This window comes from Streptomyces sp. NPDC056835 (assembly GCF_042789485.1).
Lineage (GTDB): Bacteria > Actinomycetota > Actinomycetes > Streptomycetales > Streptomycetaceae > Streptomyces.
The window spans coordinates 1-21,833 of the sequence record NZ_JBHUBB010000047.1; the positions used below are offsets into that span (position 1 = coordinate 1).

Below are 21,833 nucleotides of genomic sequence, written 5' to 3' on the forward strand. Positions count from 1 at the left end.
CGGGTCCCGCGGCCGCTTGACCCGCCTGGGTGGGCGGCACCCCCCTGGCCCCGGGCCCCGCGCCGCCCCGCTCCGGCCGGAGCGGGGCGGCGCGGGGCGGGTGCGGCGCGGAAAGCCGGGGGACGGCTTCGGATACGGCCATCGGCACGATTCATCTCGCTGAATCAGCCGCTGTAGGACAGCGGCGGAGCGCTCGTGTCGCCCAGGATCAGGTTCATCGGGATGAGGCTGGGTTCGCCGTCGAATTTCGACGTCATGAGGATTTCCAGCGTGTCCACGGCAATCCTGCCGAGTTCGTCCCTGGCCCCGGAAACCGTCGTGAGGCGGCCCGGGGACGGCTGCCGGTCGAGGGCGAGGTCATCGCAGCCGATGACGGACATGCCGGTGGGGACGGTGACGCCGCGTTCCTCCAGCGCGGCCATCGCACCCAGAGCGACCAGGTCGTTGTACGCGACGATCGCGGTGGCGGCGGGGTCGGACAAGGCGCTGACGGTCTGGTACCCGTGGCGGCTCGTCGTACCGCACGGGACGACCGTCACCTGAAGGCCGAAGGCCGCCGCGGCGTCGAAGGCCCGGACGCGCTCGGCGTTGGCCCATGAGTTCTCGGGGCCGCTGAGGTAGAGCACCCGGCGATGGCCGAGCTGGGCCAGATGTCCGCAGACCAGGGCCATACCGCCGTAGAAGTCCACCGAGACGGAGGGGGTGCTCAGGCCGGGGGCCATCCTGTTCACCAGGACCATGGGCCGGGAGTGGAGGGCGAGTTCGGCCAGGGACGCGCGGTCCATACGGGTCGAGCAGAGCAGGACTCCGTCGCACGACCTCATCAGGTCGAGCGCGAGTTCGTACTCGCTCGCGGCGTCTTCGTCCGATTCCATGATCATGACGCGACGCCCATAGGTCCGAGCCGTGCGAGAAACCGCTTTCAGGATATTCGGGAAGTAGGGATTCGCCAGATCGGGGACGAGTACGCCTATCGCGCCCGCCTCGCCCCTCGCGAGCCCTTGCGCGGCGGCGTTCGGGCGGTACCCGAGGTCGGCCACGGCGTCCTGGACGCGCCGGGCCAGCGATGGATCAACCTTGGCGGTGCCATTGAGCACGCGAGAGACCGTGGAGGTCGAGACGCCGGCGGCCGCGCCCACGTCTCGGATGGTCACCCGGGGCCGTTCGGGCCCGCTTGTCCTGCCGACCCGTTCCCGCGAACTGCTCAAGGACCGCCTCCGATTCCGATTCGGGTGAGTGGGACCGCGTGCCGCCACGCGTGCGAGCGACCGCAACGGGCCAGGCCGCCCCACCAGTTGACTATGCCGACCGGACGGCATGGTCGGTACCCAATCATGCCGAGGTGGTCCGTCGGCCCACACCCCACTCCGCACCCCGCCGCATCTGACCGGTCCCGCCTGTCGACCGGCGGGTGATCCCTTCCTGAAAACGTTCTCTCGAATCTAACAGCACGATGCGGATTCCTGCGACCTCCCTGCATTGTCGCAGGTCAGATGGATGTGACGGCAAGGGGTGATCCCCCCGATAAAGTTGATCTTGTGAAAACGCTTGCACACGGAGAGGGGCGTCCCTAGCCTCATCCGCACCTCGGGCCCTTCGGTTCGGCGTGGACGACTGCGGGAGGTCATTGATGCTCAGGAGAAAATGGGTAGGGGCGGCGGCGGCTCTGGCGCTGCTGGGGACGGCCCTGGCCGGCTGTGGCACGAGCGGAGACAGTTCCGCGTCATCCACGCTCACCATCTGGGACTTCTCGGCGGAGCAGACCGACTTCCACAAGAAGGTCGCCGCCCAGTACGCCAGGGAGAATCCGGGCAAAACGATCGAATGGCGGTCGATCTCCCAGGACGAATATGTGAAGACCCTGCCGCTCGCCTTCCAGAGCAAGCAGGGCCCGGACATTTTCTACTGGCGGCCGGCCGGTCCGACGGACATGGCCCAGCTGCTCGACCAGAAGTGGATCCAGCCGCTGAACGGCAACGGCAAGGTGCCGAAGTCCTTCACCGACCGCTGGCCCGAGGGCTCCTTCGTGGAGGGGATCAACACCCGTGACGGGAAGACATACGGCTTCCCGTTCTCCGAGAACCTGTACTGGGGTCCGGGCTACATGTTCCTCAACAAGAAGGTGTTCGAGGACGCCGGGCTCGACGCTGCCAAGCCTCCGCGTACCTGGTCGGAACTGACTGACGCCTGCGCGCGGATCACCAGCGAGACGGACGCGTCCTGTATAGCCTCGCCCAGCAAGGGCCTTGACCTCCAGCGCATCTGGTTCGCACTCGCGTCGGGGGTCTCGACGGACCTCTTCTTCGACTTCCAGAAGGGCAAGTTCAGCCTGGACGATCCGCAGTCGCTGAAGACGTTCTCGTTCATCCAGGACCTTCAGAAGAAGAAGTACATCGCGCCGGGGCTCAACGACAAGAACTTCAGCCGCCAGCAGTTCGCCGTGGGACAGGCGGGCATCTATCTGGACGGAACCTGGACGCCCAGCGCCTGGAACAGCCAGGGTTTCCTGGCCGACCAGTACACCGTGGCGCCGCGTCCCGTTCCGGACGGCGGCGCGACCGGCGCCCTGGCCCGCCAGCACGACGGCAACAAGTACTGGGTGAGTGCGCAGAGCAAGAAGTCCGCGGAGGCCTGGAAGTTCCTCCAGTGGATGACCGATCCCGACGGGTACTTCGCGAAGGAATACCTCAAGGCGGGCTTCGGGACCCTCGCCTTCACGGACAACGCCGCGCTTATCAAGGACCCCGCCATCCAGAAGATCATGAAGGTCGCGGACCAGCCGGGCTACCGCGTCGAGGTGCCGGTGGCCGTAAGGAAATGTCCCGATCTCGTCAGGTCGAATGCCTATGTCAAGGCCATCTCCGAGCGGCCCAACTGGGAGTACGAAGCGATGGTCGAGGCCCTTACGTCAGGAAAGCCGCTTGCCCCCGAGGCGAAGAAACTCGTCGCCGAACGCCAGCGGATCCTCGAATCGGAGCTCAAGAAGGAAGCGGCGTCGGGCCTCAAGGTGTCGATCGACTGCTACACCTTCCCGGACTGGAAGTACACCGAGGACTACCCGCGGGAGAAGTACCAGAAGTAGCCCGGTAACTCTCCTCCGACCGGTGATCCTTTGATCGCTCCAGAACAGAACCAGGGAACTCTCTATGGTCTCCGCACAGACCGCCGCACCACCGCCAGGGGCGGCATCGGCACCCACGCCGCACGACGACACACCGCACGACGTAACACCGCGCAACGACACACGACGGGATCGGCCGGCCGATGGTGAGCGTCCCCGCGAGCGGGCCAAAGGGTGGAACCGGGTATGGGTCGCGCTCTTCCTCGCGCCCTTCCTCCTGCTCTACCTCGGCTTCACTCTCTGGCCGCTGGCGGCCACGGTCTACTACTCGTTCTTCGACTGGTCGGGCAGCGGACCGGTGGAGAACTTTGTCGGACCGGGCAACTACCGCTCCATTCTCACCGACGAACTGTTCTGGCTGGCGGTCGCCAACACCCTGATCTTCGCGGTCCTCACCACGGTGATCAAACTTCCGCTCTCGCTGATAGCGGCCGTGCTCTTCACCCGGAAATGGCTGCGGGGAAAGAAGTTCTTCCGTACGACGTTCTTCGCTCCGCTCATCATCCCGGTAGCCATGGCCGGACTCGTCTTCACCTATCTGCTCAACCCGTCCAACGGTGCCCTCAACGCTCTGCTCCGGGACATCGGCCTCATCGACGAGTCGGTGGACGTCTTCGCCTCCCGCTGGAGCGCGTTGCTCGCTCTGGTGCTCATCTCGGTGTGGCAGGTCTTCGGTCAGTACGTCATCTACTGGATGGCCGCCATCCAGAACGTGCCCGAGGAACTGTACGAGGCGGCCGAACTCGACGGCGCCACGGAATGGCAGAAACTCACCCGCATCACTCTGCCCATCATCAAGCCGGTGGCCGTCGTCATCCTGCTGCTCGGACTGGTCAACGCCATGCACGTATTCGGGCTCGTCGTCACCCTCACCGGTGGCGGTCCCGGCACCAGTACCTACGTCATCTCGTACTTCATCTACGACCGGGCGTTCGCCAGCGTGCCCTTCTCCTACGGCTACGCTTCAGCGGCCGCTCTTCTCTTCTCCGTCATCGCCTTCCTCATCGTGATGGGCCAGGGCTTCTTCGTAAGCCGCGCACAGAAGCTCCGGAAGGAGTACGGAGTCTGATGGAAGACAAGGGAAAGCGTCTCCCCCTGAGCAGGGGAACGCGCGCCAACCTCATCGCCCTGCCGCTGCTCCTGATCGTCTCGCTCCTCTGGGTCTACCCGTTCCTGTGGACGATCTCCGGAGCCTTCAAGACGCAGGCGGGCCTGTTCACCGGCGGGGCGAGTCTGATACCCGACCAGCTGAATTTCGATAATTTCCGGCGGGCCTGGGTGAACGCCGGATTCTCCCGCTACTTCTTCAACACCGTCCTGTACACGGTGGTCTCCACATTCGTGGAACTGGTGAAGTCGGCGCTGTGCGGCTACATTCTCGCGCGGTACGAATTCCCCGGCCGCAAGCTACTGCACCGCACGATCGTCGCGACGCTGTTCATCCCTGTCGCTTCCATCATCATCCCGCAGTTCGTACTCGTGGAGCAGCTGGGTCTTCTCAACACCAGGGCAGGCGTGATCCTGGCGATGTCCGGCGCGGCGGGAGCGCTGTACGTACTGCTGTTCATCGGGTTCTTCTCCAGCGTCCCCCATGATCTGTTCGACGCGGCCAAGTTGGACGGCGCCGGATTCCTGCGCACCTTCTGGCTCGTCCTGCCGCTCGCGAAACCGGTGATCGCGGTCGTGGTGATCTTCCAGTTCGTCACCAACTGGAATGAGTTCAATATCCCTCTGGTCTTCACCCTGGGCCAGCCGGAGCTCCAGAACCTCGCGGTCGGAATGCTCTCGTTCAAGGGCGAACACGCCGTCGACTGGACCGGATTCGCGGCCGGAATGACCATTTCCGTCATCCCGATGCTTCTCGTCTTCCTCTTCTTCCAGAGCTACTTCGTGCGTGGCCTGGCCGGCGCGACCAAGGAGTGACCCGAGTGACCCGATCGAATCCCACCGGCTCGGACGGCGTCTTCGCCTACACCTGGGACATCGTGGGCGACCCGGCCGCCGCCGAACGGCTGGCCTCCCTGGGGGTCGGCTCGGTGACGCTCCAGGCGAGCTACCACGCCGTACGGGCGATCACCCCCCGCCACCCGCACCACCGCGTCGTGCACGCCGCGCACGCCGCCGCGTACTTCCCGCTGTCGACGGACATCTGGCGAGGCCAGCGGCTGAGGCCACTCGCCCCGACCTGGGGCGTCGAGGTGTCCGACCGGTTCGGCGCGGCGGCCACCGCGCTGGGGGAGGCGGGGCTGCGTACGGAGGCATGGCTCGTACTCACCCACTCCTCGGCCCTCGGCGCCCGAGCCCCTGAACTGACCGTGCGCAACGCCTACGGCGAGCAGTACACGTACGCGCTCTGCCCGGCGCACCCGGACGTCGCGGCGTACGCCGTCAACCTCGCCCGGGAGATCTGCTCGCGCTACGACGTGCCGGCGCTGATGCTGGAGGCCTGCGGCTGGCTCGGCTTCGAGCACGGCAGCCACCACGAGAAGACCCATGGCGCCGACCTCTCCTCCGGCTGCCGCGCGCTGCTGTCCGTCTGCCTGTGCCCGTCGTGCGGCGCCGCGCTCGCGGGCGGCGGAGTGGACCCCGATGACCTGGCACGGGACATCCGTACCGCTGTCGACGGGGAACTGCGGGAGGGGCGTACGGTCGCCCCCACCCTGGGCGAGACCCTTGGCGAAGACCGCGCCCAGCGGCTCTTCGACCATCGACGGTCCGTGATCACCGGGCTGGCCCGTCGTATCGCCACCGTCGCGGCCGGGCGCGAGCTGCTGCTGATGGCGGAGGACAACCCGCAGGCGACCGGGCCCGACAGCGCGCTGGACCTCGCCCGGTACGACGGGCCGGCCGATACCTACGTCCTCAAGTGCTGGGACGAGCCGGACGCCGCGCTGACACGGGTGAAGAGCGCGGCGCTGAACACCGCCGTGCCGATCGTCGCCAACGTCTCCGTCATAGAGGACCCGCCGGGCGAACTCGCGTCCCGGATCGCCGGACTGCGCGCCGCCGGCGCGCGCCACTTCCGCTTCTACCACGCGGGATTGGCGTCTTCCGCCAGGCTCGACGCCCTGCGCTCCGCCGTACGAGGAGGATGAATGACACTCAACGGCATCTACGCCATGGACCCGGCCCGCTTCGAAGAGGTGTACGGCCCCGACGAGCGCGCCGCCATCGAGCGGTACGTGACCGTCCCCGGCCCCAACCGGCCGGCGGGCCACCTCCTGCCGGACCAACTCGCCGCCGCCCAGGTACTGATCACCGGCTGGGGCGCGCCCCGGCTCGACGCCGACCTGCTCGCGTCGGCGCCCCGGCTCGAACTGGTGCTGTACGGAGCGGGCTCGGTGCGCGACGTCGTCACCGCCGACTCCTGGGAGCGCGGTCTCCGCGTCACCGCCGCCGGGTCGGTCATCGCCGACTGCGTCGCCGAATTCACCCTCGCCCAGATCCTGTTCGGGCTGAAGCACGGCTGGCGGTACGTGCTGCGGGCCCGTGCCACCCGCGCACCCGTCCCCAGGCGCGGCGAACCGGGAACCGAAGGTTCCGTCGTCGGACTGGTCTCGCTCGGGGCCGCCGGCCGCGCCACGGCCCGACTGCTCGCCCGGCATCCGGTACGCGTCCACGCCTACGACCCGTACGCCGACCCGGCCGAGGCGGCGGCCCTCGGTGTCCGGCTGACCGGGCTCGACGAACTGTTCGCGACGAGCGATGTCGTCAGCCTGCACACCCCGCTGCTTCCCGAGACACATGGCATGGTCGACGGCCCGCTCCTGGAGTCCATGAAGCCCGACGCCACCCTGGTCAACACGGCGCGCGGCGGGCTGATCAACGAGGCGGAACTGATCGCGGTGGCGGCCCGCCGGCCCGATCTGTTCTTCGCCCTCGATGTGACCGACCCGGAGCCGCCGCCCGCCGGATCACCCTTCTTCTCCCTGGAGAACATCGTCCTCACCCCGCACCTCGCCGGAAATCTGGGGCCGGAACGCAGACGGCTCGGCCGGGCCATGGCGGAGGAACTGGCCCGCTACACACGAGGACAGCAGCTGCGGCACGAAGTGACCGCCGACCGGATGGAGTTCGCGGCATGAGCGACGCCACGAGCAGAGGACCGTACACCCTGGTGATGCTGCCGCCGCGCGCGTCGGTGACCGAGGAGTGGGCCGAACGGCTGGAGCGGGAGCTGCCCGGCCTCCGCCTCCTCCGGCCCCGGCGGCCGGAGGAGGCCGCGCAGGCGCTGCGGGAGGCGGACGCCGCGTACGGCGCCCTCCCCGAGGATCTGCTGCCGCACGCCGTACGGCTGCGCTGGCTCCAGGTCCCGCAGGCAGGGCCCCCGCCCGGCTTCTACTACCCGGCGCTGATCGAACATCCCGTCCGCGTCACCAATATGCGCGACACCTACACCGACCACGTGGCCGCGCACACCCTGGCACTCGTTCTGGCCCTGGCGCGTGGACTGCCCCGCTATATGCGCGATCAGCAGGTCGTGCGGTGGGAACCCGACTGGAACCCCGGTTCTGTGGTGCCCCTGGCGGAGAGCCGCGCCCTGGTCGTCGGAGTGGGGGCCGTGGGCGCGGAGGTGGGGCGGCTGCTCGCCGCCTTCGGCACCGAGGTCGAGGGCATCGACCCCCGGCGCACGGGGGAGGTTACGGGCTTCACCCGGATCCACCCGGTGGACCGGCTCGACGCCCGCCTCCCCCTGGCGGACTTCGTCGTGCTGACCGTGCCGCACACCCCGCACACCGAGGGGCTGGTCAACGCCGCACGGCTCGCCCGTATGAAACCCACCGCCTGCCTGGTCAACATCGGGCGCGGGCCCACCGTACGGCTCGACGCGCTCGTACGGGCGCTCGACGCGGGTCAGCTGCGCGGGGCCGCGCTCGATGTGTTCGAGACCGAGCCGCTGCCGGCGGACCACCCGTTGTGGCGCCGCTCCGACGTCCTGATCACGCCGCATGTCGCGGGCGCGGGACCGCACGCGGACGAGCGGCGGTTCGCCGTGCTGCTGGAGAACGCCCGGAGATTCATGGCCGGTGAGCCGCTGATCAACGTGGTGGACAAGGCCGAGTGGCACTGAGCGCGGACGCGGGAGCGGCGTGCGGCCGTGCTGCGTACGACTGTGCTTCGTACGACTGAGCTCCGTACGACCGAGCCCGCGCCGCTGCCCCCTGATTCCCCGACGCCAGTGCCGACCGGACCGGCCCCTGGCATCGATGTTGACATGAACAGCGAAAGGAGGTGACACCCCCACCCCCAGCCCGGCCATCGATCCTTTCTCGAACAGGAGTCGCACATGCACAAGATCACATCCACCCACACCTACCGCCGCCGGGCGGTATACGCCCTCACCTCCTTGGGGCTCGGCACCACGCTGCTCACCGGCCCCACGGCCGTCGCGGCACCGAGCGCCTGCCCCTCACCCTCCACGGTCCTCGGGATGACCAGCGACTGGAAGATCCAGCTGCCGGTCGACGACCCCGACGCCTCGGGTACCCAGCCGCTGGAGATCAAGCAGCCCGACCTCGCGTCGTACAACAACGCCCCCTGGTTCACGCCGACGTCGGCGTGTGACGGGGTGCGGTTCCGTGCCGCCGTGAACGGAGCCACCACCACGAACACGTCCTACCCGCGTTCGGAGCTGCGGGAGATGACCAACAGCGGTAAGACCAACGCCAGTTGGTCGTCCACCTCGGGCACTCACACTCTCATCGTCGACCAGGCGATCAACCGGCTGCCCAACACCAAGAGCCATGTGGTGGCCGGCCAGATCCACGACGGCAACGACCGGTCGGTCTTCCGGCTGGAAGGCACCAACCTGTACGTCACCAAGGACAACGACACCCACTACAAGCTCGTCACCGACAACTACCGGCTCGGAACGGTCTTCGAGGCGAAGTTCGTCGTCGGAGGCGGCAACATCAAGGCGTACTACAACGGGGTCCTTCAGACCACCATCCCGGTGAAGTTCACCACCGGATACTTCAAGGCCGGCGTCTACACCCAGGCGAACTGCGGCAATTCCTCGCCCTGCGACACGAGCAACTACGGCGAGGTGACCGTGTACAACGTCAGCGTCAAGCACAGCTGAGCCGCCATCGCTGATCCACACACGACCGACCTGCCACATCTGAGCCGGCACGAGTGAGCCGGCCCGGCCGGGCGGCCCGCTACCAGGCGTCGAGGCCTCCGTGATCCTCCCGGCGACCGCCGCGGAATCAACGGGACGGCCGGTGTCGATCGACGTCCAACGGCGAGCCGCCCCGGCCCCGGCGTGACCGTCCGCCGGAAGAGCGTCATTCACGTCGATAATTTGACGCTGACGAGGAAGTGTGCGACGGTTGATCTCGTCGATGCCCTCGTCCGCCCACTCCGCCGCCCCCTCGGGGCGAGGCGAGCGCGAGCGTACGCATGCGACAGGTCGGCTTGGAAGGAATGGCTCATGTCAGGCAACGCAGACCTGCTCCGCTTGGCCTCGGACCTGGAAGCGAGGCGATCCGCACTGTTGGTCTCCGGCGACGCGGACGCGTTGGCCGGTCTCCTCTCCGAGGAGCTCTATTACGCCCACTCGACCGGGCTGCTGGACAGCAAGAAGTCCTTCATCGAGAAGTTCCGCGACGGCACGTTCGTCTTCCGGTCTGTCGACGCCCGGGTGGAGTCGGCCCAAGAGCTGGGGGAGCACGCGTTCCAGGCCGGCGGGGTGCTCAAACTGCTGGTCCTGGTCGATGGCATACCACGGCCGATCGTGGCCGGCTACCTCGTGGTCTGGCGGCAGGAGGAGGGGGCTTGGCGGCTGATCGGTCATCAGGCGACCACCGCGCCCATCGAACCGGACAACGCGACGACGTGATCGGATCCCTCAGCACGCTGGTGAACAACGCCGGTGTCATGAACTTCGGGAGTCTGGAGGACTACAGCCTCGAAAGCTGGGAGAAGATCACGTCGATCAATGTGACGGGTCAATTCCTCGGCGCCAAGGCGGCCCGTGCGAGCCTGATCAGTTCCGCCCCCGCCTCCATCATCAATGTGTCATCGGTAGCGGGATTCCGGGGTTTCGCGGGGCTCCACGGATACAACGCGTCGAAGTTCGCGCTGCGCGGTCTGACCAAGTCCCTTGCCCTGGAGCTCGCCGAGTTCCGCATCCGGGTCAACTCGGTGCACCCCGGCGCTGTCGCCACGGCGATGACCGATGGGCTCGACGTGGCTCAGCTGAACCCCATGAAGAGGGTCGCCGACCCGGCGGAGATCTCGGGACTCGTCGTCTACCTGGCCAGTGACGAATCGAGCTTCGCCACGGGCTCCGAGTTCATCGTCGACGGAGGCGAGCTGGCCGGCGGCGGAGCGATCGCGGCGGGCTGATACGCGACGACGGCGGGACGACAGCGGGAGAGGGTGCCAGATCCTGGCCCCTCTCCCGCTGCCGTCCTGGTGGCGGCCACCTCTCACTCACTCGAATTCGACGCCGAAGTGGAAAATTTGACATCTATGACATACGGTGAGGCGTGACGGTGGAACATGAGCCGTGTGCTTCCGGCGCGGCCCGGCCAAAGGAGTGTGTTTGCGGTGACCGAGCAGAACTACGACGTGATCGTCGCCGGCGGCGGGTCCGCGGGAGCGGTCCTCGCCAATCGCCTGACCGAGGACGCCTCCCGGAAGGTGCTCCTGCTGGAGGCGGGTCGGGCGTACGCCCCCGACGAGTACCCCGATGTGATTCGGAACAGCGGCCGGGTGGGCGGCGACGCGGACCACGACTGGGGTTACTCCGCCGCCACGGGGCAGGGCGACAACGAGATCCCGGCTCCGCGGGGCAAGGTGCTCGGCGGCAGCTCCGGCGTCAACGCGGGTGTCGCGCTGCGCGCGCGTTCCGCCGACTTCGCGGCGTGGCGTGCCCACGGCCTCTCGGGCTGGACCGACCCCGAGATGCTGGAGGCGTACAAGCGGCTGGAGACCACCTCGGCAGGTGAGGACGGCCTCCGCGGTCGCTCGGGGCCGCTGCCCGTCCACCAGCTGGGATATGAGGAGCTGACCCCGTCGCTGCGGGCGTTCATCGACGCCGCCGCCGACGAGGGGTTCAAGCGTCTGAAGGACGTCAACGGGGTTGACCAGGACGGAGTCACGGCCTACCAGCTCAACGTAGTGGCCGGGGTCCGACAGAACACGGGCATGGCCTATCTGACCGACGAGGTTCGGCAGCGCCCGAACCTGACCATCCGCGGGGGCGCGGAGATCGACCGGGTGCTCATCGACAACGGTGCCGCCCGGGGTGTCGTGACGACCGACGGTACGGTCTTCGCCGCGGGCGAGGTGATTCTCTGCGCCGGCGCCTTCGGCAGCCCCGCGATCCTGATGCGCTCGGGCATCGGCCCCGCCGACCATCTGCGGTCCCTGGACATCCCCGTCGTGGCCGACCTGCCGGTGGGTCTGCGTCTGCGGAACCAGCCCTTCTACTTCAACGTGTACTCCCTGCGCCCGGGCAGCCTCGGCATGACGCCCCCGGGAGGCGCGCTGGTCTGGACGGGAACCAGCGAGGCCGGCGAGGACGAGCTCGACCTTCATATCTCGGCGACTCACCTGATCGATCCGGCGTTCAGTCCCACCGGCGGCGCCATCGTGCTCGCGGTGTCGATCGTGCGGCCGGACTCGATCGGAACCTTCCGGCTCCGGAGCCGCGACCCCAAGGACGCACCGCTCATCGACTACAACTTCCTCGCCGAGCCTCGTGATGTGCGGCGCATGGTGGAGGCGGTCAAGCTCAGCCGGCGCATCGGGGCCAACGAGGTGTTCGCGAAGGTAGCCCAGGCCGAGCTACTGCCCGAGGACGCCGTCCAGGACGACGCGACGCTCGAAAGCGTCATCCTCGACAACCTGGGCTCCTACGAGCACCCCACCTCGACTGTGCCCATGGGCGGCGTCGATGACGAATGGGCCGTGGTGGACAGTGTGGGCGCGGTGCGCGGGGTCGGTGGTCTGCGTGTGGTGGACGCCTCGATCTTCCCCGAAGTCCCGTCGACCGCCACCAACCTGACGGCGATCATGGCCGCCGAATACGTCTTCCAGCAGGCATACGGCAAGTGACTCGCCGGACCCGGTTCGGGTGGGCGGTCGACACCTGTCCGAACCCGTCCGCCTTCACGTACAGTGCGGTCAAAAGGGTGTTCAGATCTGTTCTCACCAACCGATCTGGACGCCCTTCGCCCGTTCCGGGGGCCGAACCGCAGAGCTGAGCGACGCACGTACATGCTCTCGGAAGCGCCCAGGTATGTCGGAGAGAGGTCGGTGCCCGGATGAAGGCAGTCGTCGGGAGCCTTGACATGTCGCGCGGTGCGCGTCTGGCCGCCCACGGTGCCGTCTCCACATCGCTGGCCCTGTGCGGTGATCGCGAACTGCGCGAGCTCGTGGACGCGGCCGTACCGATGGGTTCCGGTATCGGCGGGAAGTCGGCGCTGCTGGAGGTCGACGGGACCCCGGTCTTCGTCAAGCGGGTGCCGCTGACCGATCTGGAGAGGCAGCCGGAGAACGCCCGGTCCACAGCGAACCTCTTCGGGCTGCCCACCTTCTGCCAGTACGGCATCGGCGGGCCCGGCTTCGGGGTCTGGCGGGAGCTGGCCGTACACACCATGACGACGAACTGGGTGCTCGCGAAGGACTACGAGGGCTTCCCTCTGATGTACCACTGGCGGATACTGCCGGACCCCGGGCAGTCGCTCCCCGAGGAACTGGCCGACGTGGACAGGACTGTCGCCTATTGGGGAGGCGGGCCGGAGGTGCGCCGCCGGATCGAGGGTCTGCGGGATTCCTCCGCGAGCGTCGCGCTGTTCCTGGAGTACATTCCCCAGAATCTGCACGACTGGCTGGGCGTTCAGGTCACAGCCGGCGACGAGCCGGCCGAGCGGGCCTGCGCCATGGTGGCGAGGCAACTGGAAGCCGGGATCTCGTTCATGAACGCCCGCGGCCTGCTGCACTTCGACGCCCACTTCCAGAACATCCTGACCGACGGTGAGCGTCTGTTCTTCGCGGACTACGGCCTCGCGATCTCCTCTCGGTTCGACCTGTCGAAGGAGGAGGCCGACTTCTTCGCCGGACACCAGACCTATGACCGTTGCTACAGCGTCACACATCTGGTGATCTGGCTCGTCAAGGCTCTGTACGGGTACGAGCGGGACGAGCGCGACGCGTTCGTGCGCGCGTGCGCCCAAGGGGAGCGCCCGACGGGAATCCCGCCGGAGGTCGCGGCGGTCCTCACCCGCCACGCCCCGCTCGCCGCGGTGATGACGGACTTCTACCGCAAGCTCCAACTGGAGAGCAGGCGGACCCCCTATCCGCTGGAGGAGATCCGCCGGATCGGCGATCCGTACAACTCGTCCATCGCCTGAGAACGTTGGGCGGCCATCGGACGGACCACGGGGCTATTCGTCCAGAAGCCCCGCGGCGTCCTCCGCCAGGAGCTTGGCCTCGATGTCCTCCCGCAGGGACTTCTTCGAGACCTTGCCCACATTGGACAGCGGCAGGCCGGCCACCACCTCGACCCGCTCGGGCAGCTTGTACTTGGCCAGGCCCTGCGACAGCAGGAATTCGCCCAGCGACCGCACGGTCAGCGGCTGTTCGCCGGGCTCAAGGACGAGGTAGGCGCATCCGCGTTCTCCCAGGACCTTGTCCGGCATGGCCACCAGCGCGGCGTTGGAAATGGCGGGGTGACGCATGATCAGTTCCTCGACCTCGTCGGCATGGATCTTCTCCACCCCGCGGTTGATCACATCCTTGATGCGGCCGTCGATCGAGTAGCAGGTCAGGCCGTCGATGAGGTGTCGCCTGGCAAGGTCGCCCGTGCGGTAGAACCCGTCCGCGGTGAACGCCTGCGCGTTGTGCCGCTCCGCGCGGTAGTAGCCGCGGATCGTGTAGGGGCCGCGTACGCACAGTTCGCCGATCTCGCCGGGGTGGACCTCCGTGTCCTGGCCGGGCCGCAGGATGCGGATCTCGTCGGCGGGGGAGAGCGGTTCACCCACGGTGTGGTGCCGCACCCGTTCACCGGCGTGCGCGGGTGTGAGGAGGAACATCCCTTCCGCCATGCCGAACTTCTGCCGTACCGCGATGCCCAGTTCGTCCCGCAGACGCTCGGCCACATCCTCGGCCAGCTTCTGTCCGCCGACGATGAAGTCACTGATGGAGGACAGGTCGGTCGTCCTGCCGCGTGGGTGGTCCAGCAGCCGGATCGCGAGGGCGGGCGGTACCAGAGGGATGACCCGCGGGCGGGTCGCCTCGATCAGGTCGAGTACGGAGCCGGCGTCCGCCGAGGGGGCGAGGGCCAGCGTGGCGCCGCTGAGCAGCGCGGGCTGCAGGGCCAGGGCGATTCCCGCGTTGTGCATGATCGGGAGCGGATACAGCACCACGGTTCCGTTGCCCCAGCCGAGTGTCCGGGCCCAGACACGGGCGTTGTAGGCGTATTCCTCGTGCAGCCGGGGCGCGATCTTGGGCAGACCGGTGGTGCCTCCGGAGAGCTGGAAGACGGCGATCCCGCGAGGGTCGCGGCGGTGGTACGGCAGAGCCTCGGGGGTGGCAGCCGCCCCGGACGCGAGCAGTTCTTCGTACCCGACGAAGGCGGATGTCCGGCCGCGGGCGACAACGACGTCCTTGATGACGCCACTGGCGACGAGCGCACGCGCGTTCTCGGGCAACTGCCCGCGCCCGAAGTCGGCCTGCAGGATGAGACCCCGGGCGCCGATGTGCTCGGCCAGCACGCCGATTTCCCGGACGCCGTGCTGCGGCAGCGTGCACACCGGCCGCACCCCGGCCAGCAGACAGCCCAGATAGGACACGACGGTCTCGGCGACGTTGCCCATCTGGAACATCATGGAGTCCCCGGGCCACAGACTCGTCGACTCCAGCAGGCCGGCGGCAAACCGCTGAGCTTCACCGAAGAGCTCCTGGTAGGTCCAACTGCCCTCAGGAGTGATCAACGCCGTGCGTTCGGCATGGGCGGACGCGGCGGACATCAGTTCCGCGGGCAGGGACCGGCCGGACCAGAGACCGGCCGCCCGGTAACGGGCCTCGACGTCTGGCGGGTACGGAACGAGTCCCGGCTCGTCGACTTCACCGCCGGGGAAGGTGTGCGCCGTTGCTTTTGCCATGTTTCGCAATCTAACGACACTCCTCCCGAAGGTCCACCCCGCGTGTCGAAGTTTTGACGATGGCGTCATATCGAGGTGGGGAGCCCTTTCGGAGAGTGTGGCATGGGCTCATTCGACTCGTTCGTCGATAGTTCGACGTGAAAGTTGACAGGATGGTGTGCCGGGCTCATTGTGGGAGGCGAGCCGTCTCGGCGGGCAGCGATGGAGCGATGGGATCGTCGCGTTCCCGGGGCATCTGACCAGCGAGGAGACGTTCATGGCCACCACACTCTTCGCGCCGTCCGGCGTGTGGAACGGCAAGATCTACAGCAACGGCTGGAAGGAGCCGGGGCTCGGGACCGAGCCGGTGACCGAGAAGGCCACGGGCGCCGTCCTTGGCCACACCGGGCTTGCCTCGGCGGACGATGTCGCGGCTGCCGCGGCCGTGGCGAGGGAGGCGCAGGTCGCCTGGGCCCAGGTGCCCGCTCCTCGGCGTGGGGACATCCTGCGGACGTTCTCGGAGCTCCTTGTGGAGCACGCCGACGAGATCGCTGAGCAGCTCATGCGGGAGACCGGCGCCATCCGCTTCAAGGGGGAGTGGGAGGCGCGCATGACCGCCCGCGAGATCCTTGAAGCCGCCGCGCTCGGCAGTCAGCCGGGGGGCATCCTGGCGGCCAGTGCGGAACCGGGACGGCACAGTGTCGCCCGCCGGATTCCGGTCGGGGTCGTCGGCATCATCACGCCGTGGAACTCTCCCCTTCTGCTGGCTGCCCGGGCCGTGGGCCCCGCGCTGGTGATGGGCAACGCGGTTCTCCTCAAGCCCGACATCCAGTCGCCGGTCTCCGGCGGCGTCGTCTTCGCGCGGCTCCTGGAGGAGGCCGGACTCCCCTCGGGGCTGCTGCATGTCCTGCCGGGCGCGATCGAGACCGGGCAGGCCCTGGTCAAGGACCCGGGGGTCGACATGGTGAGCTTCACGGGTTCGACCCGCGCGGGACGGGAGATCGGCTCCGTGGCGGGTGGCCTGCTCAAGCGGGTGTCCCTGGAACTCGGGGGCAACAATCCATACGTCGTGCTGGAGGACGCCGATATCGAAGCGGCGACCAGCGCCGGTGCCTGGGGCTCCTTCTTCCACCAGGGACAGATCTGCCTCACCGCCGGACGCCACCTCGTACACGAACGGATCGCGGACGCCTACACCGAGGCCCTGGTCAGGAAGGCCAAGGCGCTGGTGATCGGTGACCCGATGACCGAGGGCGTGACGGTGGGGCCGATCGTCAGCGAGCGTCAGGCGGCGCGCGTCGAACAGATCGTCGGCGACACCCTTTCCCGGGGCGCGCGAGTTCTTGTGGGCGGCTCCCGCGAGGGGCTCTTCTTCGAACCGACCGTACTGACCGATGTCGTGCCGGGCATGCCGGCCTTCGACGAGGAGATCTTCGGCCCTGTCGCGGCCATCACCACATTCAGCACCGATGACGAGGCCATCGCCCTGGCCAACCGGACCGATTACGGACTGGTGGCGGCGGTCGTCTCGGCGGACCAGGCCCGTGCCCGGAGGATCGCGGACGAGCTCCACTCCGGAGTCGTCCACATCAATGACCAGACCGTGCTTCACGAGGTGTACGGGCCGATCGGTGGCACCGGCGTGTCCGGCAACGGCTCCAACCACAGCACGCACACCAACGCCGACCAGTTCTCGGAGTGGCAGTGGGTCACCAGCCGCGCCGAGATCCCCGAGTACCCGTTCTGAGTCCAGCGTCCCGTCCGGGATGTCCCCTGCTCGCCATGTCGGCGGTCCGGCCGGACCGCCGAGGGTCGCCGATTCGTCGCTGGAGTGAAATTATCGGCATATCGACTTTTTTCGACTAGGATCACCGCATGGCAGGTAACCCACGGGAGAAGCGTCCTGCGGCGGCCGTGAAGGAGTCCCCGGCCAAGGGGGCGGAGGCCGCGCGCCGCAGTACCGCCCGGCGCACGCTGGTCACCCGTGACCTGCTGGAGAAGGCGACACTCCTCTTCGCCGAGAAGGGGTACGAAACGACCACTCTCCAGGATGTCGCCGCCGCTGTCGGTGTCTCTCGTACGGCCTTGTATCACTACGTGACCAGCAAAGAAGAGCTGCTCGCGATGCTGGTCGAGCAGATGAGCCTCGGGCTGGCCGAGACGCTGGCCGCGTTGCGGGCCCGTACGGACCTGACCTCCGAGGGGAAGCTGCGCGAGCTGACCGACACGCTCGTGCGGCAGCGGGCGGAGTCCCCGCACCAGTTCAGAGTCCACGAGCAGACCGAGTCGGTGCTGCCGGATCCGCTGCGCTCCCGTCACCGCCAGGCGCGACGGGATGTGCTGGCCGCGCTGACCGGCGTGATCGAAGAGGGCATTGACGGAGGGGAGTTCAGGCCCCTCGATCCCCGGGTCGCGGCCTTCAGTGTCCTGGGCATGTGCAACTGGGTGGCCTGGTGGTACCACCCCGGCCCGGACTACGACATCGATTCCGTGGCCCGCCAGATCAGTCAGTCCGCCGTCGACATGGTCGCCGCCGTCGACGCGCCGCGGGGGCGGGCGGATTCCGTGCGCTCCGCCCTGGCCGCGGCGCGGTCGAGCCTGGACGCGCTGGAGCGGCTGCTCCCCTCCGAGGGCTGATCTCTCCCCTCCTTCCTCTGTCCTGTCCTGCCGCCTCGCCGCGGTTCGCGCCGGCCGCTCTTGACATGCTGACGTTCACGTCGAAAAATAGTCATGAGAGTCAATCAGAGGGAGTGTCCCATGCCTGCACCGATTCGGATCGGACTCGTCGTACCCAGCTCGAACGTGACGGTCGAGACCGAGATGCCACGGCTGCTCGGTCGGCACCCCGAGGCGAACTTCTCGTTCCACGCCAGCCGCATGCGCCTGCACACGGTCTCGCCCGAGCAGCTGCGAGCGATGAACGCGCAGCGCGAACGGTGCGTCCTGGAACTGGGTGACGCGGGCGTCGACGCCGTCCTCTACGCCTGCCTGGTGGCACTGATGGTCGGCGGACCGGGAGAGCATCAGCGCGTCGAGTCGGCGATCAGCGAGCAACTTTCCACCGGCGGGGCGAACGCCGCGGTGCTGTCCAGCGCCGGCGCGCTTTCGGAAGGCCTGCGCGCCCTGAAGGCGTGCAGGATCGCTCTGGTCACCCCGTACACGCTCCCGCTGGCACGGAAAGTCGTCGCCTACCTGGAGGCAGAGGGGTTCGACGTCACCGACTGGCGGGCCCTCGAAGTCGAGGACAACGAACAGGTCGGCCGTATCCCCGGTGAGCGAGTGATGAGCGCCGCACGGGATCTGGACCTGGCCGGGGTCGACGCCCTTGTCATCTCCGCCTGCGTGCAGATGCCCTCACTCGACCTCGTCCAGGCCGCGGAGGACGAGTTCGGCGTTCCGGTCCTCTCGGCGGCAACGGCAGGCGCGTACACCCTGCTCCGAAAGCTCGGCTTGACCGTCGACATCCCCGGTGCCGGGAGCCTGCTCCAGGCGGATTCCCTGATCGCCGGATGACTCTCTCCCACCCATCGATCAGCTACGAGTACGAGGAGGTCTGACATGAACCAGCCCGAGCACCGGGTCAAGGGCGTCGACCACGCCGCCTTCCCCACCTTCGACCCCGTAGGCACCGTGCACTTCTACCGCGACGTGCTGAAGTTCCCGGTCGTTCACTCGATCTGCGCCGCGGGCTGGGGCCCGGAGCGACACCCGGACTTCATCCACTTCTTCTTCGACATCGGCAACGACGACCGCATCGCCTTCTTCTACTACTTCGGATTCGAGCCCCCCGCCGGAGCCGGTGACGCGGGCGACGTGTACGCGAAGTTCGCCGACGACGTGCCCCAATTCTTCATCAACTCCCGCCACTTGGCCATCCACGTGGACAACGAGCAGGACCTGCTCGAATACCGCCGGCGTCTCGACGCGTCCCAGTGGCCGGTCGAGATGCAGGTCATGCACGAAACGATCGAGTCGATCTACACCCACGACCCGAACGGCTACATGGTGGAGATCACCCGCGCACTGCGGCCGGTCACGCGGCAGGAAGACCTCGACGCCATCCTCACCGTCGACGCCCTGGTCGACGTGGCCTCGGGGCCGGAGCCCAGCATGGACAAGCTGCTCACTCGTAAGGCGGAGCTCATTGTCCAGCGAGCCGCGCGGTGGGAGGAAACCCGCGTCGACGCCGGGGAGAAGCTGACCCGAGGATGAGCACCTTCTTCGTCCTGGACGTCCCGGAGAACACCACGATTCCCGAGGTCGCCGCGCAGGACCCCGCCGTGCGGGTGGACAGGATCGGACCGTACTTCCGGATCACCTCACCCAGGACCATCGTCGTGGACCGCCGGGCCACGGGGTGCCGGCACGCCGTCTGGTACAGCGCGGTGGCCGGGCTCGTGGACTCCCGGATCACCCAGCAGGACAAGAACGCACTGCGCGTGGAGGCACGATGAGCTCTTCCGCCCGACTGGGAGCCGGCCGGTACATCACCGCTCGCGCGATCCCCGGCTCGACGGTCTCCTCGCCGCACGAACTGACCACCGCGGACGGTGCGACGGTGACGGGAGTGCTGCGCAGCACCCCCGGCGCCCGCACGGTCGTCTGTCTGATGCATCCCCGCCAGGACTTCACCCACCACGTTCTGGTGCCCGAACTGCTCGCCAGGGGAGCGGCGGTCTGGACGCAGGGGACGCGCTCGGTCAACAACGACCTCAACCTGCTTCATGAGCAGGCCGTTCTCGATATGGCCGCGGGCCAGGTGTTCCTTCGGAACCACGGCGGCTTCGATCACGTGGTCACGCTCGGACACTCCGGCGGCGGCACACTCGCCGCGCTCTACCATGAGCAGGCCGGACTGCCCCCCGAGCAAAGGATTTCCCGTACACCTGCCGGTCGTCCCGTTGATCTGGCCGGCACAGATCTGCCGGTCCCGGACGCCGCCGTCTTCATGGCGCCCCATCTGGGCCAGGGCGCGCTGTTGCTGCGCCTGATCGATCCGTCGGTCACGGACGAGACCGACCCCATGTCCGTCGACCCCGGTCTCGACCCGTACAGCGCGGCCAACGGCTTCGCCCCCGCCCCTCAAAGCTCCACCTACCCGCCTGAGTTCGTCGAGCGCTACCGGGCGGCCCAGCGCGCCCGTATCGAGCGCATCGACGCCCGCGCCCGGGAGCTGGCCGCCGAAGCGGCAGCCGCACGTGAGCAGTTCAAGCGGAGCGGCGACGCCGCGGACCGGCGACGGGCGCTGGTCCCGAGGATCATCACGGTCTACCGCACCGACGCGGATCTGCGCGGTGTCGACCAGGCTCTGGACGCCAACGAACGCCCCTACGGGTCACTCTTCGGCAGCCGGCCCGATCTCATCAACTACGGCCTCGTGGGATTCGGGCGACTGTCCACACCGGAAGCCTGGCTGTCCACCTGGTCCGCCGTATCGACCAACGCGGACTTCCTCCGGTGCGCACCCGGCGTCACCGCACCCACGCTGCTGGTCGAACTCACCGGGGACCAGGCGTCCTTCCCGCGGGACTCCGCGGCCATGCTGAGGAGCCTCGGCGCGGCGGACTTGACCCATCGCGGCGTACGGGGGCTGCACTTCGGCGGACCGATCGCACCCGGTGAGCCGGCCGGCAGCGGTCTCGCGGCCGAGTCGATCGGCGCGTGGCTGGCCGAGCGGTTCCCACTCGCTGTCTGACGAATGTCCGCCGAACGCGGATCGATACGAGCCAGGTCCTGTCTTCAAAGTAGCGCCGTCCGCCCGGAGGGCGGGCTCGGCGCCCGCCGCGGCAGCGGCAAGATGTCGCCGCGGTGCGTGCGATCGCAAGGCTCCGGCCTGCTCGCCTACGATCTCAGGCATGGCCAAAGCAAAGACACCCGAAAGCGGGCGCCGGAGTACCGCGCGGCGCTCACTCGTCACGCGTGATGTCCTGGAGAAGGCGACCCAGCTGTTCGCGGAAAAGGGATACGAGACAACCACCCTCCAGGACATCGCCGAGGCGGTGGGAGTCTCCCGGACCGCGCTCTACCACTACGTCTCCAGCAAGGAACAGTTGCTGGAGATGCTCGTGGAGCGGATCGGCTTCGCGCTCGCCGAAGAGGTTGTCAGCCTGCGCGCTCGTACCGACCTCTCCCACGAGGGAAAGCTGCGTGAGCTCACGGACCTGCTCGTACGTCAGCGGGCGGCCTCTCCCAGTCAGTTCCGGGTGCTGGACCAGTCCGAGTCGATGCTCCCGGAACCCTGGCAGGTCCGTCACCGCGAGGCGCGACGCCAAGTGCTTGCGGAGCTGTCCGGGGTGATCGAAGACGGCATCGCCGCTGGGGAGTTCAAGCCGCTGGACCCTCGCGTGGCCGCCTTCAGTGTGCTGGGCATGTGCAACTGGGTGGCGTGGTGGTATCACACCGGTCCGGACTACGACGTGGACGCGATCGCCAGGCAGATCACTCAATCCGCCATCGACATGCTTGTTGTGGAAGGTGCTCGCGGGCCGGACGACTCGGTCCGCTCGGCCCTCATGATGGCGCGGTCGAGTCTCGATGCCCTTGAACGGCTGCTGCCTGGTGAGGGGTGACACGCCTTCGCGGGCGTGACCCCTGCCGGAGGCGGCGCGGCGTCATCA

Annotated in this window: 20 protein-coding genes; 18 read left to right on the plus strand and 2 right to left on the minus strand. The window is 68.0% G+C overall.

The window, feature by feature from the left end; genetic code table 11:
* Window positions 1-164: 164 nt before the first annotated feature.
* Window positions 165-1,139, minus strand: coding sequence for a LacI family DNA-binding transcriptional regulator (locus ACFRMN_RS35225; protein WP_383027734.1), 975 nt, complete (start codon window positions 1,137-1,139; stop codon window positions 165-167).
* Between the two features lie 491 nt (window positions 1,140-1,630).
* On the opposite strand from ACFRMN_RS35225, the gene ACFRMN_RS35230 reads away from it, so the two are divergent.
* The 11 genes from ACFRMN_RS35230 (at window position 1,631) to ACFRMN_RS35280 (ending at window position 13,485) form a co-directional block, all read left to right on the plus strand.
* Entirely contained in the window at window positions 1,631-3,082 is a 1,452-nt protein-coding gene (locus ACFRMN_RS35230; protein WP_383027737.1) for an ABC transporter substrate-binding protein, read from the plus strand.
* 64 nt (window positions 3,083-3,146) lie between these two features.
* Entirely contained in the window at window positions 3,147-4,190 is a 1,044-nt protein-coding gene (locus ACFRMN_RS35235; protein WP_383027739.1) for a carbohydrate ABC transporter permease, read from the plus strand.
* Window positions 4,190-5,044, plus strand: coding sequence for a carbohydrate ABC transporter permease (locus ACFRMN_RS35240; protein ID WP_383027742.1), 855 nt, complete (start codon window positions 4,190-4,192; stop codon window positions 5,042-5,044). Before ACFRMN_RS35235 ends, ACFRMN_RS35240 begins: the two co-directional genes overlap by 1 nt.
* A 5-nt stretch (window positions 5,045-5,049) precedes the next feature.
* Window positions 5,050-6,216, plus strand: a complete 1,167-nt coding sequence (locus ACFRMN_RS35245; RefSeq protein WP_383027745.1) for a hypothetical protein — start codon at window positions 5,050-5,052, stop codon at window positions 6,214-6,216.
* Window positions 6,217-7,206, plus strand: coding sequence for a hydroxyacid dehydrogenase (locus ACFRMN_RS35250; RefSeq protein WP_383027747.1), 990 nt, complete (start codon window positions 6,217-6,219; stop codon window positions 7,204-7,206).
* Window positions 7,203-8,192 (plus strand): D-2-hydroxyacid dehydrogenase, encoded by a 990-nt coding sequence (locus tag ACFRMN_RS35255; protein ID WP_383027750.1) that lies wholly within the window; start codon window positions 7,203-7,205, stop codon window positions 8,190-8,192. The genes ACFRMN_RS35250 and ACFRMN_RS35255 overlap by 4 nt, the downstream gene beginning before the upstream one ends.
* A 216-nt stretch (window positions 8,193-8,408) precedes the next feature.
* A complete protein-coding gene (locus tag ACFRMN_RS35260; protein ID WP_383027753.1) occupies window positions 8,409-9,203 on the plus strand; it encodes a polysaccharide lyase family 7 protein in 795 nt (264 codons plus the stop codon).
* Between the two features lie 351 nt (window positions 9,204-9,554).
* Entirely contained in the window at window positions 9,555-9,962 is a 408-nt protein-coding gene (locus tag ACFRMN_RS35265; protein WP_383027755.1) for a nuclear transport factor 2 family protein, read from the plus strand.
* Window positions 9,959-10,471 carry an SDR family oxidoreductase gene (locus ACFRMN_RS35270; RefSeq protein ID WP_383027758.1) on the plus strand — a complete coding sequence of 171 codons (513 nt, stop codon included), beginning with the start codon at window positions 9,959-9,961 and terminating at the stop codon, window positions 10,469-10,471. Before ACFRMN_RS35265 ends, ACFRMN_RS35270 begins: the two co-directional genes overlap by 4 nt.
* Before the next feature lie 204 nt (window positions 10,472-10,675).
* Window positions 10,676-12,187 carry a GMC family oxidoreductase gene (locus ACFRMN_RS35275; protein ID WP_383027761.1) on the plus strand — a complete coding sequence of 504 codons (1,512 nt, stop codon included), beginning with the start codon at window positions 10,676-10,678 and terminating at the stop codon, window positions 12,185-12,187.
* Between the two features lie 236 nt (window positions 12,188-12,423).
* A complete protein-coding gene (locus tag ACFRMN_RS35280; RefSeq protein ID WP_383027763.1) occupies window positions 12,424-13,485 on the plus strand; it encodes a protein kinase family protein in 1,062 nt (353 codons plus the stop codon).
* Between the two features lie 33 nt (window positions 13,486-13,518).
* Here ACFRMN_RS35280 and ACFRMN_RS35285 read toward each other — a convergent pair whose 3' ends face one another.
* A complete protein-coding gene (locus ACFRMN_RS35285; protein WP_383027765.1) occupies window positions 13,519-15,237 on the minus strand; it encodes a (2,3-dihydroxybenzoyl)adenylate synthase in 1,719 nt (572 codons plus the stop codon).
* A gap of 256 nt (window positions 15,238-15,493) precedes the next feature.
* On the opposite strand from ACFRMN_RS35285, the gene ACFRMN_RS35290 reads away from it, so the two are divergent.
* The 7 genes from ACFRMN_RS35290 (at window position 15,494) to ACFRMN_RS35320 (ending at window position 21,785) form a co-directional block, all read left to right on the plus strand.
* The gene (locus tag ACFRMN_RS35290) at window positions 15,494-16,963 is read left to right on the plus strand and encodes a benzaldehyde dehydrogenase (RefSeq protein ID WP_383027768.1); all 1,470 of its coding nucleotides are present in this window, start codon (window positions 15,494-15,496) and stop codon (window positions 16,961-16,963) included.
* 128 nt (window positions 16,964-17,091) lie between these two features.
* Entirely contained in the window at window positions 17,092-17,853 is a 762-nt protein-coding gene (locus ACFRMN_RS35295; protein ID WP_383027771.1) for a TetR/AcrR family transcriptional regulator, read from the plus strand.
* A 120-nt stretch (window positions 17,854-17,973) separates the two neighbouring features.
* Window positions 17,974-18,729 (plus strand): Asp/Glu racemase, encoded by a 756-nt coding sequence (locus ACFRMN_RS35300; RefSeq protein ID WP_383027774.1) that lies wholly within the window; start codon window positions 17,974-17,976, stop codon window positions 18,727-18,729.
* A gap of 45 nt (window positions 18,730-18,774) precedes the next feature.
* Complete coding sequence (locus ACFRMN_RS35305; protein WP_383027776.1) at window positions 18,775-19,428, plus strand: VOC family protein; 654 nt, start codon at window positions 18,775-18,777, stop codon at window positions 19,426-19,428.
* Complete coding sequence (locus tag ACFRMN_RS35310) at window positions 19,425-19,670, plus strand: hypothetical protein (RefSeq protein WP_383027779.1); 246 nt, start codon at window positions 19,425-19,427, stop codon at window positions 19,668-19,670. Before ACFRMN_RS35305 ends, ACFRMN_RS35310 begins: the two co-directional genes overlap by 4 nt.
* Window positions 19,667-20,911, plus strand: coding sequence for a hypothetical protein (locus ACFRMN_RS35315; protein ID WP_383027782.1), 1,245 nt, complete (start codon window positions 19,667-19,669; stop codon window positions 20,909-20,911). The genes ACFRMN_RS35310 and ACFRMN_RS35315 overlap by 4 nt, the downstream gene beginning before the upstream one ends.
* A 160-nt stretch (window positions 20,912-21,071) precedes the next feature.
* A complete protein-coding gene (locus ACFRMN_RS35320; RefSeq protein ID WP_383027785.1) occupies window positions 21,072-21,785 on the plus strand; it encodes a TetR/AcrR family transcriptional regulator in 714 nt (237 codons plus the stop codon).
* Window positions 21,786-21,833 lie beyond the last annotated feature (48 nt).

Coding starts and splice junctions, on each gene's coding strand:
- ACFRMN_RS35230 (WP_383027737.1), top strand. CDS start 1,631: ATGCTCAGGAGAAAATGGGTAGGGGCGGCGGCGGCTCTGGCGCTGCTG.
- ACFRMN_RS35235 (WP_383027739.1), top strand. CDS start 3,147: ATGGTCTCCGCACAGACCGCCGCACCACCGCCAGGGGCGGCATCGGCA.
- ACFRMN_RS35240 (WP_383027742.1), top strand. CDS start 4,190: ATGGAAGACAAGGGAAAGCGTCTCCCCCTGAGCAGGGGAACGCGCGCC.
- ACFRMN_RS35250 (WP_383027747.1), top strand. CDS start 6,217: ATGACACTCAACGGCATCTACGCCATGGACCCGGCCCGCTTCGAAGAG.
- ACFRMN_RS35255 (WP_383027750.1), top strand. CDS start 7,203: ATGAGCGACGCCACGAGCAGAGGACCGTACACCCTGGTGATGCTGCCG.
- ACFRMN_RS35260 (WP_383027753.1), top strand. CDS start 8,409: ATGCACAAGATCACATCCACCCACACCTACCGCCGCCGGGCGGTATAC.
- ACFRMN_RS35265 (WP_383027755.1), top strand. CDS start 9,555: ATGTCAGGCAACGCAGACCTGCTCCGCTTGGCCTCGGACCTGGAAGCG.
- ACFRMN_RS35280 (WP_383027763.1), top strand. CDS start 12,424: ATGTCGCGCGGTGCGCGTCTGGCCGCCCACGGTGCCGTCTCCACATCG.
- ACFRMN_RS35285 (WP_383027765.1), bottom strand. CDS start 15,237: ATGGCAAAAGCAACGGCGCACACCTTCCCCGGCGGTGAAGTCGACGAG.
- ACFRMN_RS35290 (WP_383027768.1), top strand. CDS start 15,494: ATGGCCACCACACTCTTCGCGCCGTCCGGCGTGTGGAACGGCAAGATC.
- ACFRMN_RS35295 (WP_383027771.1), top strand. CDS start 17,092: ATGGCAGGTAACCCACGGGAGAAGCGTCCTGCGGCGGCCGTGAAGGAG.
- ACFRMN_RS35300 (WP_383027774.1), top strand. CDS start 17,974: ATGCCTGCACCGATTCGGATCGGACTCGTCGTACCCAGCTCGAACGTG.
- ACFRMN_RS35305 (WP_383027776.1), top strand. CDS start 18,775: ATGAACCAGCCCGAGCACCGGGTCAAGGGCGTCGACCACGCCGCCTTC.
- ACFRMN_RS35310 (WP_383027779.1), top strand. CDS start 19,425: ATGAGCACCTTCTTCGTCCTGGACGTCCCGGAGAACACCACGATTCCC.
- ACFRMN_RS35315 (WP_383027782.1), top strand. CDS start 19,667: ATGAGCTCTTCCGCCCGACTGGGAGCCGGCCGGTACATCACCGCTCGC.
- ACFRMN_RS35320 (WP_383027785.1), top strand. CDS start 21,072: ATGGCCAAAGCAAAGACACCCGAAAGCGGGCGCCGGAGTACCGCGCGG.